The 17,541-nt window shown below is 63.0% G+C and carries 22 protein-coding genes; 15 read left to right on the forward strand and 7 right to left on the reverse strand.

Annotated elements, in window-relative coordinates; translation table 11 throughout:
* Positions 1-24: 24 nt before the first annotated feature.
* The 3 genes from NKI18_RS14015 to NKI18_RS14025 all read left to right on the forward strand — a co-directional run bounded on the left by NKI18_RS14015 (position 25) and on the right by NKI18_RS14025 (position 2,822).
* The gene (locus tag NKI18_RS14015; protein WP_352617177.1) at positions 25-774 is read left to right on the forward strand and encodes a glucose 1-dehydrogenase; all 750 of its coding nucleotides are present in this window, start codon (positions 25-27) and stop codon (positions 772-774) included.
* Between the two features lie 183 nt (positions 775-957).
* The gene (locus NKI18_RS14020) at positions 958-1,869 is read left to right on the forward strand and encodes a DUF930 domain-containing protein (RefSeq protein WP_352617180.1); all 912 of its coding nucleotides are present in this window, start codon (positions 958-960) and stop codon (positions 1,867-1,869) included.
* A 152-nt stretch (positions 1,870-2,021) separates the two neighbouring features.
* A complete protein-coding gene (locus NKI18_RS14025) occupies positions 2,022-2,822 on the forward strand; it encodes a class I SAM-dependent methyltransferase (RefSeq protein ID WP_352617183.1) in 801 nt (266 codons plus the stop codon).
* A gap of 64 nt (positions 2,823-2,886) precedes the next feature.
* On the opposite strand, the gene NKI18_RS14030 is transcribed toward NKI18_RS14025, so the two are convergent.
* The 4 genes from NKI18_RS14030 to NKI18_RS14045 form a co-directional block, all read right to left on the reverse strand.
* On the reverse strand, positions 2,887-3,462 hold the full coding sequence (locus NKI18_RS14030) for a dihydrofolate reductase family protein (RefSeq protein ID WP_352617186.1): 576 nt from the start codon (positions 3,460-3,462) through the stop codon (positions 2,887-2,889).
* 101 nt (positions 3,463-3,563) lie between these two features.
* A complete protein-coding gene (locus tag NKI18_RS14035) occupies positions 3,564-4,097 on the reverse strand; it encodes an SRPBCC family protein (RefSeq protein ID WP_352617189.1) in 534 nt (177 codons plus the stop codon).
* The gene (locus NKI18_RS14040) at positions 4,094-4,483 is read right to left on the reverse strand and encodes an ArsR/SmtB family transcription factor (protein ID WP_352569142.1); all 390 of its coding nucleotides are present in this window, start codon (positions 4,481-4,483) and stop codon (positions 4,094-4,096) included. Before NKI18_RS14040 ends, NKI18_RS14035 begins: the two co-directional genes overlap by 4 nt.
* 145 nt (positions 4,484-4,628) lie before the next feature.
* Complete coding sequence (locus tag NKI18_RS14045; protein WP_352617192.1) at positions 4,629-5,264, reverse strand: ankyrin repeat domain-containing protein; 636 nt, start codon at positions 5,262-5,264, stop codon at positions 4,629-4,631.
* Positions 5,265-5,493: 229 nt separating this feature from the next.
* Between NKI18_RS14045 and NKI18_RS14050 the strand changes: the two genes are divergently transcribed.
* Positions 5,494-6,348 carry an aldo/keto reductase gene (locus tag NKI18_RS14050; protein ID WP_352617195.1) on the forward strand — a complete coding sequence of 285 codons (855 nt, stop codon included), beginning with the start codon at positions 5,494-5,496 and terminating at the stop codon, positions 6,346-6,348.
* 231 nt (positions 6,349-6,579) lie between these two features.
* Here the strand turns inward: NKI18_RS14050 and NKI18_RS14055 are convergent, their stop codons facing one another.
* Positions 6,580-6,885, reverse strand: a complete 306-nt coding sequence (locus tag NKI18_RS14055; protein WP_023677305.1) for a hypothetical protein — start codon at positions 6,883-6,885, stop codon at positions 6,580-6,582.
* A gap of 233 nt (positions 6,886-7,118) precedes the next feature.
* On the opposite strand from NKI18_RS14055, the gene NKI18_RS14060 reads away from it, so the two are divergent.
* The 11 genes from NKI18_RS14060 (at position 7,119) to NKI18_RS14110 (ending at position 15,860) form a co-directional block, all read left to right on the forward strand.
* Positions 7,119-8,411, forward strand: coding sequence for an Nramp family divalent metal transporter (locus NKI18_RS14060; RefSeq protein ID WP_352617198.1), 1,293 nt, complete (start codon positions 7,119-7,121; stop codon positions 8,409-8,411).
* A gap of 573 nt (positions 8,412-8,984) precedes the next feature.
* Complete coding sequence (msuE, locus tag NKI18_RS14065; protein WP_353019899.1) at positions 8,985-9,542, forward strand: FMN reductase; 558 nt, start codon at positions 8,985-8,987, stop codon at positions 9,540-9,542.
* Between the two features lie 52 nt (positions 9,543-9,594).
* Entirely contained in the window at positions 9,595-10,959 is a 1,365-nt protein-coding gene (locus NKI18_RS14070) for an LLM class flavin-dependent oxidoreductase (protein WP_023677301.1), read from the forward strand.
* Between the two features lie 40 nt (positions 10,960-10,999).
* A complete protein-coding gene (locus NKI18_RS14075) occupies positions 11,000-11,848 on the forward strand; it encodes an ABC transporter permease (RefSeq protein WP_023677300.1) in 849 nt (282 codons plus the stop codon).
* Between the two features lie 58 nt (positions 11,849-11,906).
* A complete protein-coding gene (locus tag NKI18_RS14080) occupies positions 11,907-12,905 on the forward strand; it encodes an ABC transporter substrate-binding protein (protein WP_352617202.1) in 999 nt (332 codons plus the stop codon).
* A gap of 37 nt (positions 12,906-12,942) precedes the next feature.
* A complete protein-coding gene (locus NKI18_RS14085; protein WP_352617205.1) occupies positions 12,943-13,704 on the forward strand; it encodes an ABC transporter ATP-binding protein in 762 nt (253 codons plus the stop codon).
* Between the two features lie 168 nt (positions 13,705-13,872).
* Positions 13,873-14,508, forward strand: a complete 636-nt coding sequence (locus NKI18_RS14090; protein ID WP_352617208.1) for a BA14K family protein — start codon at positions 13,873-13,875, stop codon at positions 14,506-14,508.
* Positions 14,509-14,636: 128 nt separating this feature from the next.
* Complete coding sequence (locus NKI18_RS14095) at positions 14,637-14,966, forward strand: DUF2934 domain-containing protein (RefSeq protein ID WP_353019902.1); 330 nt, start codon at positions 14,637-14,639, stop codon at positions 14,964-14,966.
* Positions 14,967-14,969: 3 nt separating this feature from the next.
* Positions 14,970-15,119 (forward strand): hypothetical protein, encoded by a 150-nt coding sequence (locus NKI18_RS14100; protein ID WP_023677295.1) that lies wholly within the window; start codon positions 14,970-14,972, stop codon positions 15,117-15,119.
* A 216-nt stretch (positions 15,120-15,335) separates the two neighbouring features.
* The gene (locus NKI18_RS14105) at positions 15,336-15,596 is read left to right on the forward strand and encodes a hypothetical protein (RefSeq protein ID WP_352475623.1); all 261 of its coding nucleotides are present in this window, start codon (positions 15,336-15,338) and stop codon (positions 15,594-15,596) included.
* 3 nt (positions 15,597-15,599) lie between these two features.
* Entirely contained in the window at positions 15,600-15,860 is a 261-nt protein-coding gene (locus NKI18_RS14110; protein ID WP_023677293.1) for a hypothetical protein, read from the forward strand.
* On the opposite strand, the gene NKI18_RS14115 is transcribed toward NKI18_RS14110, so the two are convergent.
* Both NKI18_RS14115 and NKI18_RS14120 read right to left on the reverse strand, forming a co-directional pair.
* Entirely contained in the window at positions 15,857-16,561 is a 705-nt protein-coding gene (locus tag NKI18_RS14115; protein WP_352617211.1) for an SOS response-associated peptidase, read from the reverse strand. The two genes, NKI18_RS14110 and NKI18_RS14115, sit on opposite strands and share 4 nt — an antisense overlap.
* A gap of 111 nt (positions 16,562-16,672) precedes the next feature.
* Positions 16,673-16,891: a hypothetical protein gene (locus NKI18_RS14120; protein ID WP_292659780.1), complete on the reverse strand. Its 219-nt coding sequence runs from the start codon at positions 16,889-16,891 to the stop codon at positions 16,673-16,675.
* Positions 16,892-17,541 lie beyond the last annotated feature (650 nt).

Here is a 17,541-nt window from a genome sequence, read left to right on the forward strand (position 1 = left end):
CCGCCCTTTTCACAGGGGATCTCAATGCCGGAATTGTTCTCGCTCAAGGGCCGTGTCGCATTGGTCACGGGTGCCTCGCGTGGTCTTGGTTTTGCCATGGCCAAGGCACTTGCGGAAAACGGCGCGACGGTGATCGTCAATGCGCGCGACATGGCCGCCCTTTCCGCGGCCGCCGAAAGGATCGGTGCAGAAGCCCTGCCGTTCGATGTCACCGACGCGGCGATCTCAAGGGCGTCGCTCGAAGGAATCGTCGAACGCCACGGCCGCCTCGATATTCTGGTCAACAACGCCGGCATCCAGCATCGGAAACCGCTGGTCGAATGGCAGGACGAGGATTTCAACCATGTGGTTGCCGTCAATCTGTCGGCTTGCTTCCGCATGATGCGCGACGCGGTGCGCCTGATGCTGCCAAACAAGTTCGGGCGCATAATAAACACCGGATCGGTCGCAGCGATCCTTGGCCGTCCCACCATTCACGCCTATGTGGCGGCAAAGGCGGGCCTGCACGGGCTGACACGCTCCACTGCCGCTGAGCTGGGCCGTCACGGCATCACCGTCAACGCGATCGCCCCCGGCTATTTCGCCACCGAGCTCAACATCGCACTTATGCGCGACGAGGCCTTCACCAAATGGGTCGAGGCACGAACCCCCGCGGGCCGCTGGGCCCAGCCTGAGGAGCTCGGCGGAGCCGTGGTGTTTCTCGCCTCCGACGCTGCCGCTTACGTCAACGGGCACGTGCTGGCGGTTGACGGCGGGCTATCGGTTTCCCTGTGATTTCAACCGGTGACACCGTGCCGGCAGGGCGTGCGTGCTAGCCGCCTGAAATGACGACTTGCTGCATGCGCTGCTGGCCCGGTCCCCTGCACGGACGCCGACGCCAGGCGATTGGATGACGCGCCGTGTTGCAGCCGCCGACTTTCGATTCGCAACGGGTTATTTCGACGTCCGGCGGCATCGATGCTTGATGCCGCCAATATTTCATTCCACACACCGGTCACGATGAGAAACGACATACGGGATCAGCGCCGGGTATTCGGGTGGGCCTTGCCCACCTCGATTGCGCTGCATCTGCTCATCGTCGCGCTTTTGTTGTTCGGACTGCCGGCAACGCTCTCGCAGCCAGGGAAGGAGCAGCCCATCGCAGTGGATATCGTGCCGCCGCCTAAACCGCCGGAAAAAACCAAACCTCCGTCCCCCGCTGAACCGCCCAAGCCGGAAAAGCAGCCGGAAGCCAAGGTCGAGACCCCGGCGAGCCGTGAGGTCGCCGCGCAGAGACCTGTCTTCCAATTCGGTGAGACGGACGCCGGTCCTCGCAAGTCTCTGGACGGCAACAGTGCGGAGGATGGTTCGGAACAACCGCCAGCGCCGCAAGTTCCCAGTAACCAGGATCTTGCACAGCCACCTGCCGACACAGCGGTCGAGGGGAAAGACCAGGCTCCGTCGCCTGGCGCATCACCGCCGCCGAAGCCCAAGCCAGCGGATGTCGCCAAAGTGCAAAGGCCCTTGAAGCTTCAGGAAGCGAAGAGATTGTTCTCGAAATCAGCAACCGGTGATCCGGTAGCGACAACCGCAATGGCTGCTTTGCCGCGCGGCGAACGGGTCGGGCAGCTCTGCGCTACGGAACTCGGCGGGCAGTTGCTCCACGCCTCGCCCCCCTATTTTTTTGACAGCATTCCCAAGTATCGGCTGAAGGCCGGCACGGTCATGAACGTCGCCAGTGCGCCGTTCCCTGCAAACGGGCAGTGGTACGATCTGAGCTTTCGCTGCGAGGTCGATCCGAACGCGACGAGAGTCGTGTCGTTTGCCTTTCGTGTTGGAAATCCGGTGCCGCGCAGCGAATGGAAGCGCCGCGGGTTGCCCGCCGAATAGGTGGTCGAGGCCACGGAGGCTGGCTGGCCGGCACCATCAAATCCGGCCGGCGATGTCTTCGCGCGCTCCGGGCTGCCGAACCAACACGCGCCAAAAGTGGCTTTCGTCAGCGGCTGCCGAAGTCTAGCATACGGCTTTGGGAGGAGGCTTCGATGACTTCAAGTTTCAACGTTCATCATGCTGCCGGCTATGAGCAGCTCATGGGCCGCTGGAGCCAAAGACTCGCGCCGCTGTTCATCGACTTCGTGGGGCTTGCCGACGGCGAAAAGATCCTCGACGTCGGATGCGGCACCGGCAGTCTGACCTTCGCGCTCGTCAAGGCCGCTGACCTCGGTGAGGTCGCGGCGATCGACTTTTCGGCCGTTTTCGTCGAGGAGGCAATCCGGCGCAACACCGATCCGCGGATAAAAATCCGTCAGGCGGATGCCTGCGCCCTGCCCTTTGAGGATGGCGCGTTCGACCGTGCCCTAGCCCTGCTCGTGCTCCATTTCGTGCCCGAAGCCGGCAAGGCAGTCGCCGAGATGCGCCGCGTCGTGCGGCCGGGCGGCGTCGTCGCGGCGACGGTATGGGACCATCTCGGCGGCATGCCGGGGATGCGCATGATGATCGACACGGTGGCGGTGCTCAGTGAAGGCGGACGCCAGCTGCGTGCCCGCTATTGCACGCAGCCGATGATGCAGCCGGGTGAAATGAAACGGACCTTTGTCGAACAGGGTCTCCGCGACATTACGGAAACCCAGTTGATGATCCGCATGGACTACCAAAATTTCGATGATTACTGGGCGCCGATTGCCGCCGGCGAAGGGCCGCTCGGCAAGTATGTGGCCGCGCTCGACCCGGAAGAGCGGGCGCGCACCGACGCCGCCATGCGCGACGCCTATGAGGCCGGCCGGCCCGACGGCCCGAGGTCCTTTGCCAATGTCGCCTGGGCCTGCCGCGGCGTCGTTGCCTGACGTTGGCGCTAATGCATGCCGCGCAAAAAGCGCGTCGCATGAGGCCGATCGAACGCGACGCGCTTTAGTCGATCCCGTAGACCAGCCCGACGCGGCCGTCCGAAAGCTGCTCGACCTTGCGCAGTTCGAGCCCACGACGATTCTTCGCCGTTCCAAACAGCGCCTTTCCGTCACCGGCGAGCAGCGGATAGACGATCAGCCTGAGTTCATCGACCAGCCCGGCATCGATAAGGCTCGCGGTAATTCGGGCGCCGCCCATAAGGTAGATGTCCTTGCCGGGCTGCTGTTTCAGCGCAGCGATATCCTCGAAATTCCGCACGAAGCGCGTCTTTGGCCAGGCCGCCGAAGTCATTGTGTTCGACAGCACATAATGCGGCGTCTGCGCGGCGAAGCTGGCCCATTCGAGCTCGGCCGGCTTCGGTAACTTGCCGGTCATCAGCAGCGGCTTGTCGGGCTCGTTCTGGATGGCGCTCCAGTAGCGCTCGTAGCCGGCATACATGACGCTGCCAAGCAGGCAAGCGTCGATTTGCGGCGTCAGGCCGTATTCGTCCGACCACGCGTCGACCCAATCGGCATAACCCTCGGGCCCCTCCATCTTGCCGTCCACGGAAATTTTCATTCCAGCGATCAATTTGCGCATGACTTCCTCCATCAGGCTTGCGGGATGCAAGCACGTTTCATCGTTTCAGCGTTGCTTCGTGTTGCTGGCGGCGACCTCAGGGATGGCCGCCGCGAGTTACATCAGGCCGGCAGGCGGCGGTCGTATTCTTCCCGCAGGCGGCTCCAGCCGTCCCAGAACGGGGTCGGCGTCTTGCCCGCCAGGCGGGCGGCCAGCAGGTCGAGGTGTATGTGCCAGCCGGCCGTGATGTTGAGCTGGATTGCACGTTCCGGCAGGCGGCGATGAACGACGGTGAGCAGCACATCGCTACCCTTCGCCTCCAGCAAGAAGGAGACGCCGCCGGTGTTTCCCCAGGTGATGGAAAGCTTGTGCGGCGGATCGAGTTCGGTGATCCGGCCCTCCATCCGATGCTCTTCGGGAAAGCCCGCGGGGCGCTGGCCAGGCGGGTCCGTCAGCTCGTCGTTACGCCAGACCAATTCGAACGAGCTGCCCGCCTTCATTTCCATCTGGCCCGCGGCCATCCATTGCCGGCGCAGGTCACTCTCGGTGAGATAGGCCCAGACGCGCTCGATGGGGCCGGGCAAGAGGCGCTGGATGGTGAACGTGGCGGGCTCGCTCAGCTCGCCATAGGCGTCGATGGTTCTCATCTGGTTCATTGCTCGTCTCCTTCTTTCGGGTTGGGCGATTTCCTGGACTCATCCTGGGCTTTGCGTGCGTCCTCTTCGCGAAGAAGGCGTTCGAGAACATCGAGACGACCGGTCCAGAAGCGCTCGTAGAAGCTGAGCCACTGATGGGCGCTGGCCAGCGGTCCAGGGGCTAGTCGGCACAGATGCGTGCGGCCCCTCACCTCTCGACGAATAAGCCCTGCGTTCTCCAGCGCCTTGATGTGCTTGGAGGCCGCCGCGAGCGACATCGCGAACGGTTCCGCCAGCTGGCTTACCGTTTTCTCGCCATCGGCGAGATCGCGAAGCATGTGCCGCCGGGTGGCGTCGCCAAGGGCGTGAAAAACCGCGTCCATCTGGGGTGTCTCTAATTCAACCATGTAGTTGAATATAGACGCACGCTTTGAGATAGTCAACCGTTTGGTTGAATAATTTTTGTGAAGCGCCGCGGGGCCGTTTGCGCCATCGAGCGTGTCGACGTGACGGGAGATACGGACGCGCCCCGCGACAGTAAGGGCGAGGCCCTTATTTGCCGTTGAAGAAACTGTGGATCGCGGCTTCCAGCTTTTCGATAAGCTGAGGGTTGTGGCAGCTGCCAGCCCAGATCAGGGCGTTTAGCCTCATCTCTTTGTTGATAAAGCTCACTTTCCCAGAATCCAGCAGGTATTCCGCGATCTCGTAGTGCCGCCCCTTGATAGCCTCGATGAGCGCGTTGTTTCTCCCCGTCTTGTCGGTCAAATTTACTTCCGCGCCATTCTCCACGAGCAACTTGACGACTTCGAGATGCCCGTTCTTCGCCGCCTCGATAAGAGCCGTTCTGCCGTAGTAGTCAGCTCGCGCGTTGATCTCTATTTGGGGGTGTCTCACGAGGACTGAGATACACGCGTAATGTCCCTTGGCCGACGCAAGGCTCAAGGGCGTGCTCTTCCACTTGTTTCTGGAATTCACGTCGATTTCCGGGTCTTCGATCAGCGCCTCCACCACAGCTGTGCGGTCATTGAGGGCTGAAAGGTGAAGTGCAGACCAGCCGCCGTCGTCCGACTGATTGATGTCGGCGCCAGCCGCCAATTCCGATCGAACCGCCTCCGCATCGCCTTGTTCTGCCGCGACCAGCAGGGGCGGCCAGTCTCTTGCCCCTTCGGCTTCCAAGCTGTTGGTCAACGCAGTCGCCTCCTCGGATAGTCCACAGAATACCACAGAATCCGCGATAGTGGGGTCGTCCTGTATAGAGTTCCCTGGAGTCCGTGGGTCACAGAGAGCTGTCGGCCCGAAGCGGAGGATCAGCGCTTCACGTCCGTCTCCTCACATTCTCCTGATATCGACTAGCTTTGGCGGCCATTCAGACTAGATAGAGCCTGCGCCGGGCGGAGCGATGCAGAAGGACCTGAACATGCCTGAACAGATTACCCTGAATAGACCTGAACAAATCAGATTGAACGACGCCTCCGCCATTCCGCAAATCGGCCTCGGCGTGTGGCAGGTCGATCCAGCCATCACCGCCAAGGTGGTGCGCTGGGGGATCGAGGCCGGCTACAGGCTGATCGACACCGCCGAAGGCTATCAGAACGAGGAAGGTGTCGGGCAGGCGATCCGCTCGGCCGGCGTGCCGAGAAGCGAGTTGTTCATCACCTCGAAACTGCGCAACGGCGCACATCAGCGCGACGCCGCCTTGCGCGCCTTCGACGAGACGATGAGCAAGCTCGGCATCGAACAGATCGACCTGTTCCTGATCCACTGGCCGGTGCCCAGCCAGGACAGATATGTCGAGGCCTGGAAGACGCTGATCGAACTCAGGCAATCAGGCCGGATCAAGTCGATCGGCGTTTCGAACTTCAACCAGGACCACCTCGAACGGATCATCGGCGAGACCGGCGTCACGCCGACCGTCAACCAGATCGAGCTCCACCCCCGCTTCCAGCAGCGTGACAAACGTGAATTCCACGACAGGCACAACATCCGCATTGAGAGCTGGAGCCCGCTGGGCAGCGGCCGGCTGTTGAGCGATCCGACGCTTGAAAGCATCGCCATGAAACACGGCAAGTCGGTGGCGCAGACGATCGTCAGGTGGCACCTTCAGGAAGGGCTGATTGTCATTCCAAAGTCGATCCACCAGGACCGCATCGCCGCCAATTTCGATGTCTTCGATTTCGAGATGGAAGCGAAGGACCTCGAGCTTATCCGGGGCATGGATTCGTCCGACGGCCGCACCGGCCCGAACCCCGCCACGGCCGCATTCCTGTTCTAACGAGGCGGGCCAACCGGGACGTTGGCATTCCTTCACACCCCCCTCTGTCCTGCCGGACATCTCCCCTTCAAGGGGGGAGATCGGCAGCTTCAATAGCTGCGCCCTTCTTGCAGCGTCGGAGATTAGCGAAGGCCGCGATGAGGGCCAATCTCCCCCCTTGTGGGGGAGATGGCCGGCAGGCCAGAGGGGGGTGCTGTCCCGCCAGCGATCAAAACTACCCTTCCCGCTAGCTCATATCCCGGAGCCATCCACCAGCGGCACATCTTCGCCCTCCCAGGGGCTCGGCATCGATCCCTTGCTGAGATTGGCCGACGGCAGCGGCATCCAGCACTTCAGTTCGGGTTCGGCATATTCGACGATGCGTCCTGGAGACGAGTCGGAGGCGCGCCAGCCTTCGCTGCCGAACTGATCGGCGCGGGCCCAGTAAGCCATGTCGACCTCGGCCGGACCCTGTTCGGACGGCCGAACCGTGACAAGGATTCTGCTGCCGTCCCTTGGCGCGCTCGACATGTGGCGCCACTGACCGGGCTCGTCCATTGCATTTCCTCCTGCGATCTTCGCCTCGAACGGATAGTCGCTTCGCGTTCGGAAGCGGTCAACCCGAACTTTTTTGCCTGAGACAAAGCCCCTGTCCCGTCGTCGCGGAACAAGTCATGGCACGCCGGGTTTGGGCAAGTTGAAGGAAGCAAAATGAGACCAGCGCCGCGACCGATCCTTACCATTATTGCATGGCAGGCCGCGTCTTTCGTTCGCAACCCGGTCCGGTCGCAATGAGGCAGGCCGGTTCCGATCATTCCATCCCACCGAAGGAGGGCAAAGGCGGCATAGGACGAGCGCTCGGCCTCGGACTGATAACAGGGGCGGCCGACGACGATTGTTCCGCAATAGGCACCTATGCCAGTGCCGGCGCCCGTTTCGGACCCGACCTGCTCTGGACGGCTCCGGTGACGTTGCCGATGATGTACGCGGTCGTCTACCTGTCATCAAAGCTCGGCCAGGTGTCGGGGCGCGGATTGTTCCACGTCATCAAGGACTTCTACCCGCGGTGGCTGCTCTGGTCGGTGCTGTTGGGTGTGCTCGTCGGCAACACCATCGAGGCAGCGGCAGATCTTGGTGGAATGGCGGCGGCGATCAATATATTCGTGCCGCTTCCCATTCCGGTGATCGTGCTGTTCGTCGCCGGCCTCATCTTCGCCCTCCAGGTCTTCGGCTCCTACACTTTGATCCGCAACATTTTTCGCTGGTTGGCGCTGGCGCTGCTCGCCTATGTCGGTGCCGCCATTCTGGCCAAGCCGGAGGCCGCGGCGGTGCTGCGCGGAACGCTGCTTCCCAGGATCGAATTCAACCGGGAGTTCCTGTCGATCCTGGTCGCCATCATCGGTACGACGCTGTCCGCCTATCTCTATACGTGGCAGTCCAATGAGGAGGTCGAGGAGGAGATTGCCCAAGGGCGAACGACGCTCAGGCAAAGGAAGGGCGCCACCGCCGGCGAACTCCGCCGCTCGCGCCGGGACATCCTCATAGGCATGACGTTTTCAAATCTCATCATGTATTTCATCATCCTGTCGACGGGTGCTACGCTCTACAAGGCGGGCCATCACGATATCGACACGGCCGCGCAAGCCGCGGAGGCGCTGCGCCCACTCGCCGGCCAGGCCGCAAGCGTTCTGTTCGCCGCAGGCGTGATCGGCGTCGGTTTCCTAGCGGTTCCTGTCATGACGACCGGCGCTGCCTATGATGTGGCACAAGCCATCGGCTGGAAAAACAGCCTGCACGCCCGGGCTCGAGAGGCGCCCAAATTTTATCTCGCCATCGGATTTTTTACGGCGATCGCCGCCGGCCTCAACTTCCTCGGCTTCAATCCGATGAAGGCGCTGGTCTGGTCCGGCATCGTTCAGGGCTTCTCGACGCCGCCCTTGCTGCTGCTCATCATGCTGATGACTAACAGCCGCAGGATCATGGGCGAGCAGGTGAACAGCCGCAGCACCAACATACTCGGTTGGGCAACGACCGCCGCTATCTTCTCGGCGACGATCGGCCTAGTGGCCACCTGGTTCATGTAAATCCGGCAGGACAAGGGACGCCGCTAGTTGGATTACCCGTTCCCGCTTGCGGATTGCCCCAGCTTTGCCGGCCTTGGAAACTCCACAACATCTCCCACCGGCCGCTTGTATTGCGCTGCGACAATTGCATCGATCAGGAGATCCAGAGCCGCACGAGCCGTGCGGCTCGTCTCGTCCTCGCCGCTCAAATAGTGGCAGGCTCGTTCAAGGTGCAGGTGTGCGGCGGCAAAGTCGCTTGTCATAGGCATCTCCCTGTTGCCCGCCCGCCGGCAAGATGACCGCCTCGATTTAGCCAAAAGCAAATATCCACAGCCGGATTTGAATCAAATTGACCTGATTCACCGCAGCCCTAGGGACAAGGTGCTGCCAGGCCTTTGCGTCGCTGGTCGATGCGCTGCGGGCGCAGTGCGCCGCATTGAATGAACCAATTGCGGGCGATGTGCCGCAAACTCCGTTCGCCCAATGCGCTACCTTTGAAATTTTCTCACTCTCTTAATTCTACAAACTCTCTAGACTTAACATAGATCACTAGACCCAAGATCTTAAAATAGAGCGCTTGAGAGGGAGCCAGGAATGTCGAAAAAGCTCGTGGTGGGGCTGTCGGGCAATTTGACCCGGCCATCGAAGACCAAGGCGTTCGTCAGCCACATTGTCGGGCAGGCCGCCGAAAGCATCGGCGCGGCCTCGGCCGTCTTCGACATCGAGGATCTCGGCGCGTCCCTGCCGCAGGCAAGGCGCCTCGGCGATCTCGACCCGGCGGCGCGCAACATCGTCGAACGGCTGCTGGGCGCCGACATCCTGGTGGCCGGCTCGCCGACTTTCAAAGGCAGCTATACCGGGCTTTTCAAGCATTTCTTCGACCTGCTCGATCCGTCATCGCTGAGGGGCAAGCCCGTCATCCTCGCCGCGACCGGCGGCGGCGAGCGCCATTCGCTGATCGTCGAGCACCAGTTGCGGCCGCTGTTCGGCTTCTTCGAGGCGCTGACCGTGCCGACCGCGATCTACGCCTCCGACAAGGATTTTGCCAATGGCGTGCTGGTGTCGGAAGCCATCCACGCCCGCGCCCAGCAGGCGGTCGCCGAGGCATGCCGTGTAACCGGGGTGCCCTACGGCGTCGGCCTTGCCGCCTGAACGCACCACTGACCCGAGATCCCCTTTCCGATCCGTCCAGGAGCACGCCGCGATGACCAGATCCACCAAATCCAGGCAAATCAAACTGGGCGCTTTCCTGCCCGGCGGCGGACAGCATATCGCCGCCTGGCGCCACCCCGAGGCGCCGGCCGACGGCGCCACCAATTTCGAGTTCCACAAGCAGCTCGCCCTGACCGCCGAGCGCGGCCTGTTCGATGCCTATTTCCTCGCCGACAATCTGACGGTCGGGCTCGGCGCCCGCGAAGGCGGCAATGCCAAGATCGCCGGCTTCGAGCCAGTGACGCTGTTTGCAGCGCTGGCGCCGCTCACCACGCATCTCGGCTTCATCGCTACCGCCTCGACCACCTACGAGGAGCCCTACACGCTCGCCCGCAAATTCGCCTCGCTCGATCATCTGTCGAACGGCCGCGCCGGCTGGAACGTCGTCACCTCGGCCGGCGACGAAACCGCGCGCAACTTCAATCGCGAGACGCAGCCTGCCCACGCCGAGCGCTATGCCCGCGCGCATGAGCACGTCGAGACGGTCAAGGCGCTGTGGGACAGCTGGGAGGACGATGCCTTCATCCGCGACAAGAAATCGGGGCGCTTCTACGACAAGGACAAGCTCCACGACATCGACCACAAGGGCCCACATTTCAGCGTCAAGGGTCCGCTCAACGTGCCGCGCCCGGTGCAGGGGCACCCGGTCGTGGTGCAGGCGGGGCAATCGGAAGACGGTCGCAAGCTCGCCGCCCACTCGGCGGAAGTCATCTTCACCGCCCATCAGAACCTGGCGTCGGCGCAGGAATTCTATCGCGATATCAAGGCGCGCGTGACGGCCGTCGGCCGCGATCCCGAGCAGGTGCTGATCATGCCGGGCGTGGCACCCTTCGTCGGCCGCACCGAAGAAGAAGCGCGCGCCAAGTACCAGCAGCTGAACGATCTCATCCTGCCCGAAGACGGCGTCGCCCTGCTCAACGGGCTGGCCGGCCAGACGCTCGACATCACCGGCTATCCGCTCGATGGACCGCTGCCGCCGAGCAAGGAGACCGAAGGCATGAAGAGCCGCCAGGCGCTGATCCGCCAGATTGCCGACGAGCACAACTTCACCATCCGACAGCTCTACCAATGGGTGGCAACGGCCCGCGGCCATTATACCGTCATCGGCAGCGCCACGCAGGTCGCCGATCAGCTGGAGGAATGGTTCGGCAACGAAGCCGCCGACGGCTTCAACATCCTGCCGCCCTGGCTGCCCGGCGGGCTCGACGACTTCGTCGAGCTGGTGATCCCCGAGCTGCAGCGCCGTGGCCTGTTCCGCACCGCCTATGAAGGCAGGACGTTGCGCGAGAACCTCGGCCTCAGGCGGCCGGAGAACCCCTGGACCGCCGCCCGCTCGGCGGTGCTGGCCGCCGAATAATCCCGAGAAGCCCGATATTTTCCAAGCAGGAGGCAAGACGATGACCTTGCAGCACATCGAACAGGCCGCCAGCCTCGGCACGCCTGACAGCACGACAAGCCTCGGCACGGACTTCCTGCGCCTCGGTGGCCGGGCGGGCATCCGCTTCCTGTCGCGCTACGGCGTCCTCATCGCTTTCCTCGCAATCTGGCAAGTGTCGAGCAGCGCGGGCTGGGTCAACGCGGCCGTGCTGCCGCCGATCGACATGATTGTCGCAGCACTTTGGAAGGGGCTGGCCGGCGGCACTCTGCTCGGCGACATCGCCATCAGCCTGCAGCGCGCCGGTCTCGCTTTCGCGGCCGCCGTGCTGGTCGCCATCCCGCTTGGCCTGTTCATGGGCCAGGTGCGGGCGGTCGAGACCGCGCTCGATCCCATCCTGCAGGTCTTCCGCCAGACCTCGGCGCTGGCGCTCTATCCCGTCTTCATCCTGCTGCTTGGGCTCGGCGAAGCCTCCAAGGTGTTCGTCATCTTCTGGGCGACGCTGTTCCCGCTGCTGCTCAACACCATCGGCGGCGTCAAGCAAGTCGATCCGAAACTGCTGGAGATGGCCCGCGTCTATGGTGCCAGGCAGCTCACCGTCTTCCGTCGCGTCGTGCTGCCCGGCGCCGTGCCGTCGATCTTCGTTGGGCTTAGGCTCAGCGCCACCACGGCGCTGCTGCTGTTGATCGCTTCCGAAATGATCGGCGCCAACAAGGGCATCGGCTTCCAGGTGATGAACGCGCAATACAATTTCCAGATCCCGCTGATGTTTGCGGCAATCGTCATCCTCGCCGGCCTCGGCCTGATTGCAAACCAGGCGCTGGTCAGCCTGCAGCGGCGGCTCTGCCGCTGGAGCAATGCCGTCGACTGACCACCCGCGCTTACCAATCTCAACCAGGCCAGAACTCAAATCAGGAAAGACCCGGACCATGAAAATCTCCCGCCGTTCCCTGCTTGCCGGCGCGCCCTTCGCCGCCGGCCTTCTCACCGCCGGCCTGCCGCGCTTCGCCTTTGCCGAAGCGGCACCCGTCAAGTTCCGCTCCCTCGCCAGCCGTGGCAGCATCTCTCCGCATGAGTTGGCCGCCGAGCTCGGCTATTTCAAAGGCCTCGGTATCGAGGTCGAGAATGTCGGCTATTCCGGCGGCGGCCCGGAATCATTGTTTGCGCTGGCCTCCGGCAGCGTCGATATCGGCTCGGCTGCAACCGCAGCCGTGATCAACTCGATCTCCGGCGGCAACGACTTCGTCGCCGCCTATCCGAGCAACGGCATCAACAGCAAGGTGCGTAGCGTCTTCTACGTGCTGGACGACAGCCCGATCAAATCGATCGCCGACATCGCCGGCAAGACCATCGCCGTCAACACGCTCGGCGCCCATCTCGACTACACCGTGCGCGAGGCGCTGCACAGCGTCGGCCTGCCGCCGGATGCCGCCAATCTCGTCGTCGTGCCCGGACCGCAGCTCGAACAGACCTTGCGCTCCCGCCAGGTCGACATCGCGGCGCTCGGCTACTGGCAGGCGACGTTTGCCGGGGCGCTGGTCGACAATGGCGGCGTGCGTGGCGTGTTCAACGACACCGACGTGCTGGGCGAGCTGGCCGGCGGCTTCGTCGTGCTCAGGCGCGACTTCATCGCCGCGCATCCCGACGCCGCCCGCAACTTCGTCGAACAATCCGCCCGTGCCTCCGACTGGTCGCTGCAGAACCCCGACGAAGCGCGCAAGGTGCTGGCAAACATCCTCGACAAGCGCGGCGAAAACGGCGAGCTGGCGCGCTACTGGACCGGCTTCGGGCTGCGCCAGGGGGCCAAGGCGACGGACCGCGACATCGACTTCTGGGTCAGCGTGCTCGAGCGCGACGGCCGCCTGCCAAAGGGTAAGCTGAAGGCAGCGGACATCCTCTACCGGCCGGGCGAAACCAAGACCAACTGACAAAAGCAACCGACCAACCAGTTGGGAGACGAGCGCGATGAGCAGCACAAGCGGCGGTCAGGTCAGCATACGCGACCTGTCCAAATCGTTCAGCATCAGTGGGCGCTCGCTCGCCGTTCTGAGGACCCTCAACCTCGACATCCGCTCGGGTGAATGCCTTGTCATCGTCGGCGCCAGCGGATCGGGCAAGACCACGCTGCTGCGCATACTTGCGGGGCTGGAGGCTGCCGACAGCGGCGGCGTCGCCATCGACGGCAAGCCAGTGCACGGCGTCGGCGCCGAGCGTGCGGTGATTTTCCAGGAGCCGCGCCTGCTGCCCTGGCTGACCGTGCTCGGCAATGTCGCCTTCGGCCTCGAAGTGCGCGGCGTGCCCAAGGCCGAGGCCGAGGAACGGGCGCGCTTCTATATCGCGCTCGTCGGCCTCGCCGAATTCAGCGAGGCTTACCCAAGGCAGCTATCGGGCGGCATGGCGCAACGCGTCGGCATCGCCCGCGCCCTGACCGTGCAGCCCGAAATCCTGCTGCTCGACGAACCGCTGGGCGCGCTCGACGCCATGACCAAGATCGGCATGCAGGAGGAACTGGCGCGCATCTGGAGCGAGGAGAACGTCACCATGGTGATGGTGACGCACGACCTCGAGGAAGCGATCTACCTCGCCGATAGGGTGCTGATCCTGCCCAAGGAGAAAGGCGGCGCGGCGCGGCTGATCGATATCGACCTGCCCCGCCCGCGCGAGCGCAGCGAAAGCCGCTTCGTGCGCTACCGCGAAGAATTGCTGCGCGAATTCGGCCTGCACTGAAAGCCGCCTAAGGGGCCTTGGGTTCCTCGCCCCGCAAAGCGGGAGAGGTGTCTCGGCGTAGTCGAGACGGAGAGAGGGGTCCTCCTTTAGTGCCCTGCCCCCACCCTCTTCCTGGAACCGGATTCCCCACCCCCGCATTTCCTTAACCGGGAGGCGAAGGAGCGCGGCATGAAAGCCTTGTTCGCAATCTTTGGCGGCTTCGTGCTGACGCTTGCCGTATTCGTCAGCGGCCTCGCCTTCGCCACCTGGCTTCTAATAGCCAAGCCGGTACGGCCGGCCGCCCCGGTCTCCAGCGTCGCCGAACTGTGGACCAGGGACCCGCGACCGGTGAACCCGGCCTCGCAGCGCCTCGAGCGCCTCCCGGCCCGCCCGGTCCCCGTTCGCACCTCGGAAGTCGATCGCACCTCGAAACCCGCCGATGCCGCCGCAGCGTCGACAACCGACATCACCGCGACCGGCTCTATCCAGCCACCAGCGGAAGAGCAGCAGACGCTGCCCGCCGCTCATGTCGAATGGTGCGCCAGCCGCTACCGCTCCTACAGGCCGGACGACAACCACTACACATCCTATAGCCGACAACAGCGCCCCTGCATCTCGCCCTATCTCGGCGCCGCCGATGACGGCAGCTATTTCGAGGCGAGCGATAGGTCGTCGGTGGAGGGCTACCCGCCATCGGATGAACCCGGCGCCGCCGAGCTCTCATTCGACCACGTGCAATACTGCTTCAGCCGCTACCGGTCATATCGACCGGAGGACAACAGCTATCAGCCGTATTCGGGCGGGCCGCGCAGGCAGTGCGAGTAGGCAGGCCGGGGGGTGGCTGGCGGCCGCAGTGCATGGCGCCTTGTGCGACCCCACCCAACGATCACGCAGATTTCTTGGATCGTTCGGGTTGGCGCGGCGTTCATCCGATACCCAAAGGAGAAATCAACATGGGCGACGACCGGGAAGACAAGATTCGTGAGCGCGCATACCAGATCTGGGAACGCGAAGGCGGGATCCATGGCGATCCCGAGCGGCACTGGCACCAGGCCGAGGCCGAGATCGACAGGGAGGCAGCCCTGCCACTGACGGCAGGCGACGCCCTGCCGGAAACCCGCGAGGTCGCGAGCTCCGACATTTTGACGGTGGAGGCCCTGGCGGTGCGCACCGGCATATCGGGCGAACAGGCGCAGGAGCTGATCGATAGGCTGGGAAACGACAGGGCGGCTATCGAACAAGCCGCGCGCAACCTTAAGGGGAAGCAGCGGCTCGGGGAGTGACAGATGATCAGAAAACTCAAAGACGGAAAATACCGCCTCTATTCGCGCAAGAAGGACGAAAAGACCGGCAAGCGCCGCAATCTCGGCACCTTCGATACCCGCGAGGCCGCCGAAAAGCACGAACGCGAGGTGCAGTATTTCAAGAGGCATTGAGGGGCGTGCTGTCGCTTCCCAGGCAGCCGCGCCGGAGGGCTGCCTCCTGGCGGCTGTCCAGCGTCACGATGTGGTCCATGGCGGTGCCTCCGATCGTTCCTGTTGAAATTGAACAAAACGGGAACAAAAAGTGTCAAGAGCGAATTGACTCCGCGAGGAATGCCTTCCTATTTGTCAGTAGGCGGGGCGGTTGCTCACAAATCGAGGAGAGCCGCGATGGGCAGACGAAAAAGCCGGTTCGACAGGCTGTCGGCGAGGGATGCGGAGGCGATTATCAGGGACGCTTTGAGCCTGCGCCGGACGGTGCTGTCGTCGCAGCTGCATCTGAAGGCGCATGGCGAGCTGTTCTGGCAGCTTTGCGGGCTTGTCGAGAAATTGCATGGGGTGCTGGCCAGCGTCGCGGAGAAGGAGCCTGATTACCGGATGGCGGAGCTTGGCCTGCTTCCTTTGCCCGAGGATTACTCGACCCGGAAATGAGCCATGGCCGGGCCGATGGACAGCGTTGGGCGTGCCGCCAAGGCCAACATGCTGCTCATCGTGGAGTGCGGCCATTGCTACCATGTCGGACGCTTCAGGGCGAATGACGTGGCCCAGGTGGTGGGCTGGAACAAACCGCTGGAAGCGATCAGGTTCAGGTGCAAACGATGCAGCCGCAAGGACACGACGGTGAAGACGCAGTTCATCGACCAGGACCATCCACCCAAGGGCTACATCTGGGTGCTGCAGAAATTCAAGCGCTAAAACAACGAGCCTTGCGCCGGCGCCTGCTGCGGAAACTTGATCTGCGTCGCCGGTTTTTCGACGATCACCAGCGCGTCATCGGGCGCCGTGCGCTGCAGGTGCCTCGCCTCCGACCACGGCACGGTGAGCCAGGTCTCGGTTTCTTCCGGCGTGGTCAGGATCACCGGCATTGCCTTTTCGTGGATCGGCGCGATCAGCGCGTTGGGCTGGGTCGTCATGAAGCCATAGACCTGGTGATCGGCGGGGCCGTCCTTGATCTTGCGAGTGCCATGCCAATGCGTCCACAGGCCGGCAAAGAAGAACAGCGGGCGGTCCTCGCCGAGTGCAAACCAGTAGTTGCGCTGGATGCCGGTCTCGGGGTCCTTGTCGCCGGGCGTCGGGCTGGGCTCGGCAAAGCTGGTGACGGGCACCACGCAGCGGTTCTCGATGCCGAGATATTGCTGCCAATGGCCGTATTGCGGATTGCGGATATTGGTGGTGCCATAGTCGGCCTTGCCCTTCACCCGCTCCAGTGGCGTCGGCATACCCCACAGCAGATTGGCCAGTTCGCGTTCGCCGTCCGGCGTGTTGCGCACCACAGGGCCTGGCTGGTTGGGATAGATGTCGATGGAGGGTTCGAGATTGCCGAGGATGTCGCGCAAGGCGCGGGTCCACTGGCGGATGGCCTCCTGGCTGGTCGTGATATTGTAAAGATTGCACATTTCAGGCCGTTCCCGGATGCTCAGGCATCTTGTTGGAAACGGCCCGGAATTTCCAGCGCTGTGCGTCGGGTTGCTGACACGGCAGGCCGTGTCAGCAATGGTTTGTGAGACCTACCGCGCCGATTGTCTCATAGCTTGTGCGGCGACTGCCGCGAGAAAGGCCCTCGCCGCGGCATCGCAGGCCGCTCGAGACGGGCCTTTGGCGAAAAGAAGAAGCTCGGCGGCTCGAATGTTGAGCCCGTGCTTCCTTGCGAATGTGGCTAGATCGTAAGGCTTGTTGTCGTAAGGTTCGTCGTCGTAGTCGATCGTCAGATCGTAGTTTTCTTTCATTTTCTTCCTCCCTTTAGCGATCTCCCCCCTCCTGTCGCTAACGCAAAATTAACGTCGATGGCGGCGGGCGAGTCCACCAATCAGAGATTGTGTAAAAAACGTACGAGCTCGCATGCTCGCCCTCGCAACGGGCCTGCGAGCAATCGCCGCGGACCGGACCGGTCGAAAGTGCCGATTATGATGGCAATGTTGGAAAGGCTGCCACGGCCTGGTGCTACGGGGTGTCCGCGACGCCTAGCGTGCCTAAATAGCCGGCATTTTCATCTTCCAGGCCCCGGTCCGCAGCCGGCCTCGTTGGGTCCGGCTAAAGGATAAATCCGGCTAATAACACCGTGAGGAGCAGCGACAGCGGAACGGCCGCAAGACACCAGATCTCCAACGTGTTGTTTTGCAGCGGGTCCATCATCAGCCTCACTTTTTGGTTTGTCATTGTGACACTAACGGTTGATCGGAGGTAGCGGTTCCAAGCGACGCCGTTCATAGAGCGCTGCCTGTGCTGCATATTAGCAACAGCTTGACGACCGCTGCGTACCGCTTGGACAACTTCACTGGCGCCGGTGGATGCGTATTCCGCAGGACTGCAAGCGCCCTCGGCATCAGTCGTGCGGGGATCGATCGCCGCCCATGATCAGCGCCGAGCCGTCATGCCC

The sequence above is a fragment of the Mesorhizobium sp. M0800 genome (assembly GCF_040320095.1).
In the GTDB taxonomy this organism is placed as follows: Bacteria; Pseudomonadota; Alphaproteobacteria; order Rhizobiales; family Rhizobiaceae; genus Mesorhizobium.

Excerpts from the sequence above, each read along its gene's own strand:
- NKI18_RS14055 (WP_023677305.1), bottom strand. The coding sequence starts at position 6,885 with ATGGACGAGCCCGGTCAGTGGCGCCACATGTCGAGCGCGCCAAGGGAC.
- NKI18_RS14085 (WP_352617205.1), top strand. The coding sequence starts at position 12,943 with ATGAGCAGCACAAGCGGCGGTCAGGTCAGCATACGCGACCTGTCCAAA.
- NKI18_RS14090 (WP_352617208.1), top strand. The coding sequence starts at position 13,873 with ATGAAAGCCTTGTTCGCAATCTTTGGCGGCTTCGTGCTGACGCTTGCC.
- NKI18_RS14105 (WP_352475623.1), top strand. The coding sequence starts at position 15,336 with ATGGGCAGACGAAAAAGCCGGTTCGACAGGCTGTCGGCGAGGGATGCG.
- msuE (WP_353019899.1), top strand. The coding sequence starts at position 8,985 with ATGTCGAAAAAGCTCGTGGTGGGGCTGTCGGGCAATTTGACCCGGCCA.
- NKI18_RS14050 (WP_352617195.1), top strand. The coding sequence starts at position 5,494 with ATGCCTGAACAGATTACCCTGAATAGACCTGAACAAATCAGATTGAAC.
- NKI18_RS14080 (WP_352617202.1), top strand. The coding sequence starts at position 11,907 with ATGAAAATCTCCCGCCGTTCCCTGCTTGCCGGCGCGCCCTTCGCCGCC.
- NKI18_RS14030 (WP_352617186.1), bottom strand. The coding sequence starts at position 3,462 with ATGCGCAAATTGATCGCTGGAATGAAAATTTCCGTGGACGGCAAGATG.
- NKI18_RS14100 (WP_023677295.1), top strand. The coding sequence starts at position 14,970 with ATGATCAGAAAACTCAAAGACGGAAAATACCGCCTCTATTCGCGCAAG.
- NKI18_RS14070 (WP_023677301.1), top strand. The coding sequence starts at position 9,595 with ATGACCAGATCCACCAAATCCAGGCAAATCAAACTGGGCGCTTTCCTG.
- NKI18_RS14110 (WP_023677293.1), top strand. The coding sequence starts at position 15,600 with ATGGCCGGGCCGATGGACAGCGTTGGGCGTGCCGCCAAGGCCAACATG.
- NKI18_RS14025 (WP_352617183.1), top strand. The coding sequence starts at position 2,022 with ATGACTTCAAGTTTCAACGTTCATCATGCTGCCGGCTATGAGCAGCTC.
- NKI18_RS14020 (WP_352617180.1), top strand. The coding sequence starts at position 958 with ATGCTTGATGCCGCCAATATTTCATTCCACACACCGGTCACGATGAGA.
- NKI18_RS14115 (WP_352617211.1), bottom strand. The coding sequence starts at position 16,561 with ATGTGCAATCTTTACAATATCACGACCAGCCAGGAGGCCATCCGCCAG.
- NKI18_RS14060 (WP_352617198.1), top strand. The coding sequence starts at position 7,119 with ATGAGGCAGGCCGGTTCCGATCATTCCATCCCACCGAAGGAGGGCAAA.
- NKI18_RS14040 (WP_352569142.1), bottom strand. The coding sequence starts at position 4,483 with ATGGTTGAATTAGAGACACCCCAGATGGACGCGGTTTTTCACGCCCTT.
- NKI18_RS14075 (WP_023677300.1), top strand. The coding sequence starts at position 11,000 with ATGACCTTGCAGCACATCGAACAGGCCGCCAGCCTCGGCACGCCTGAC.
- NKI18_RS14095 (WP_353019902.1), top strand. The coding sequence starts at position 14,637 with ATGGGCGACGACCGGGAAGACAAGATTCGTGAGCGCGCATACCAGATC.
- NKI18_RS14035 (WP_352617189.1), bottom strand. The coding sequence starts at position 4,097 with ATGAACCAGATGAGAACCATCGACGCCTATGGCGAGCTGAGCGAGCCC.
- NKI18_RS14120 (WP_292659780.1), bottom strand. The coding sequence starts at position 16,891 with ATGAAAGAAAACTACGATCTGACGATCGACTACGACGACGAACCTTAC.
- NKI18_RS14015 (WP_352617177.1), top strand. The coding sequence starts at position 25 with ATGCCGGAATTGTTCTCGCTCAAGGGCCGTGTCGCATTGGTCACGGGT.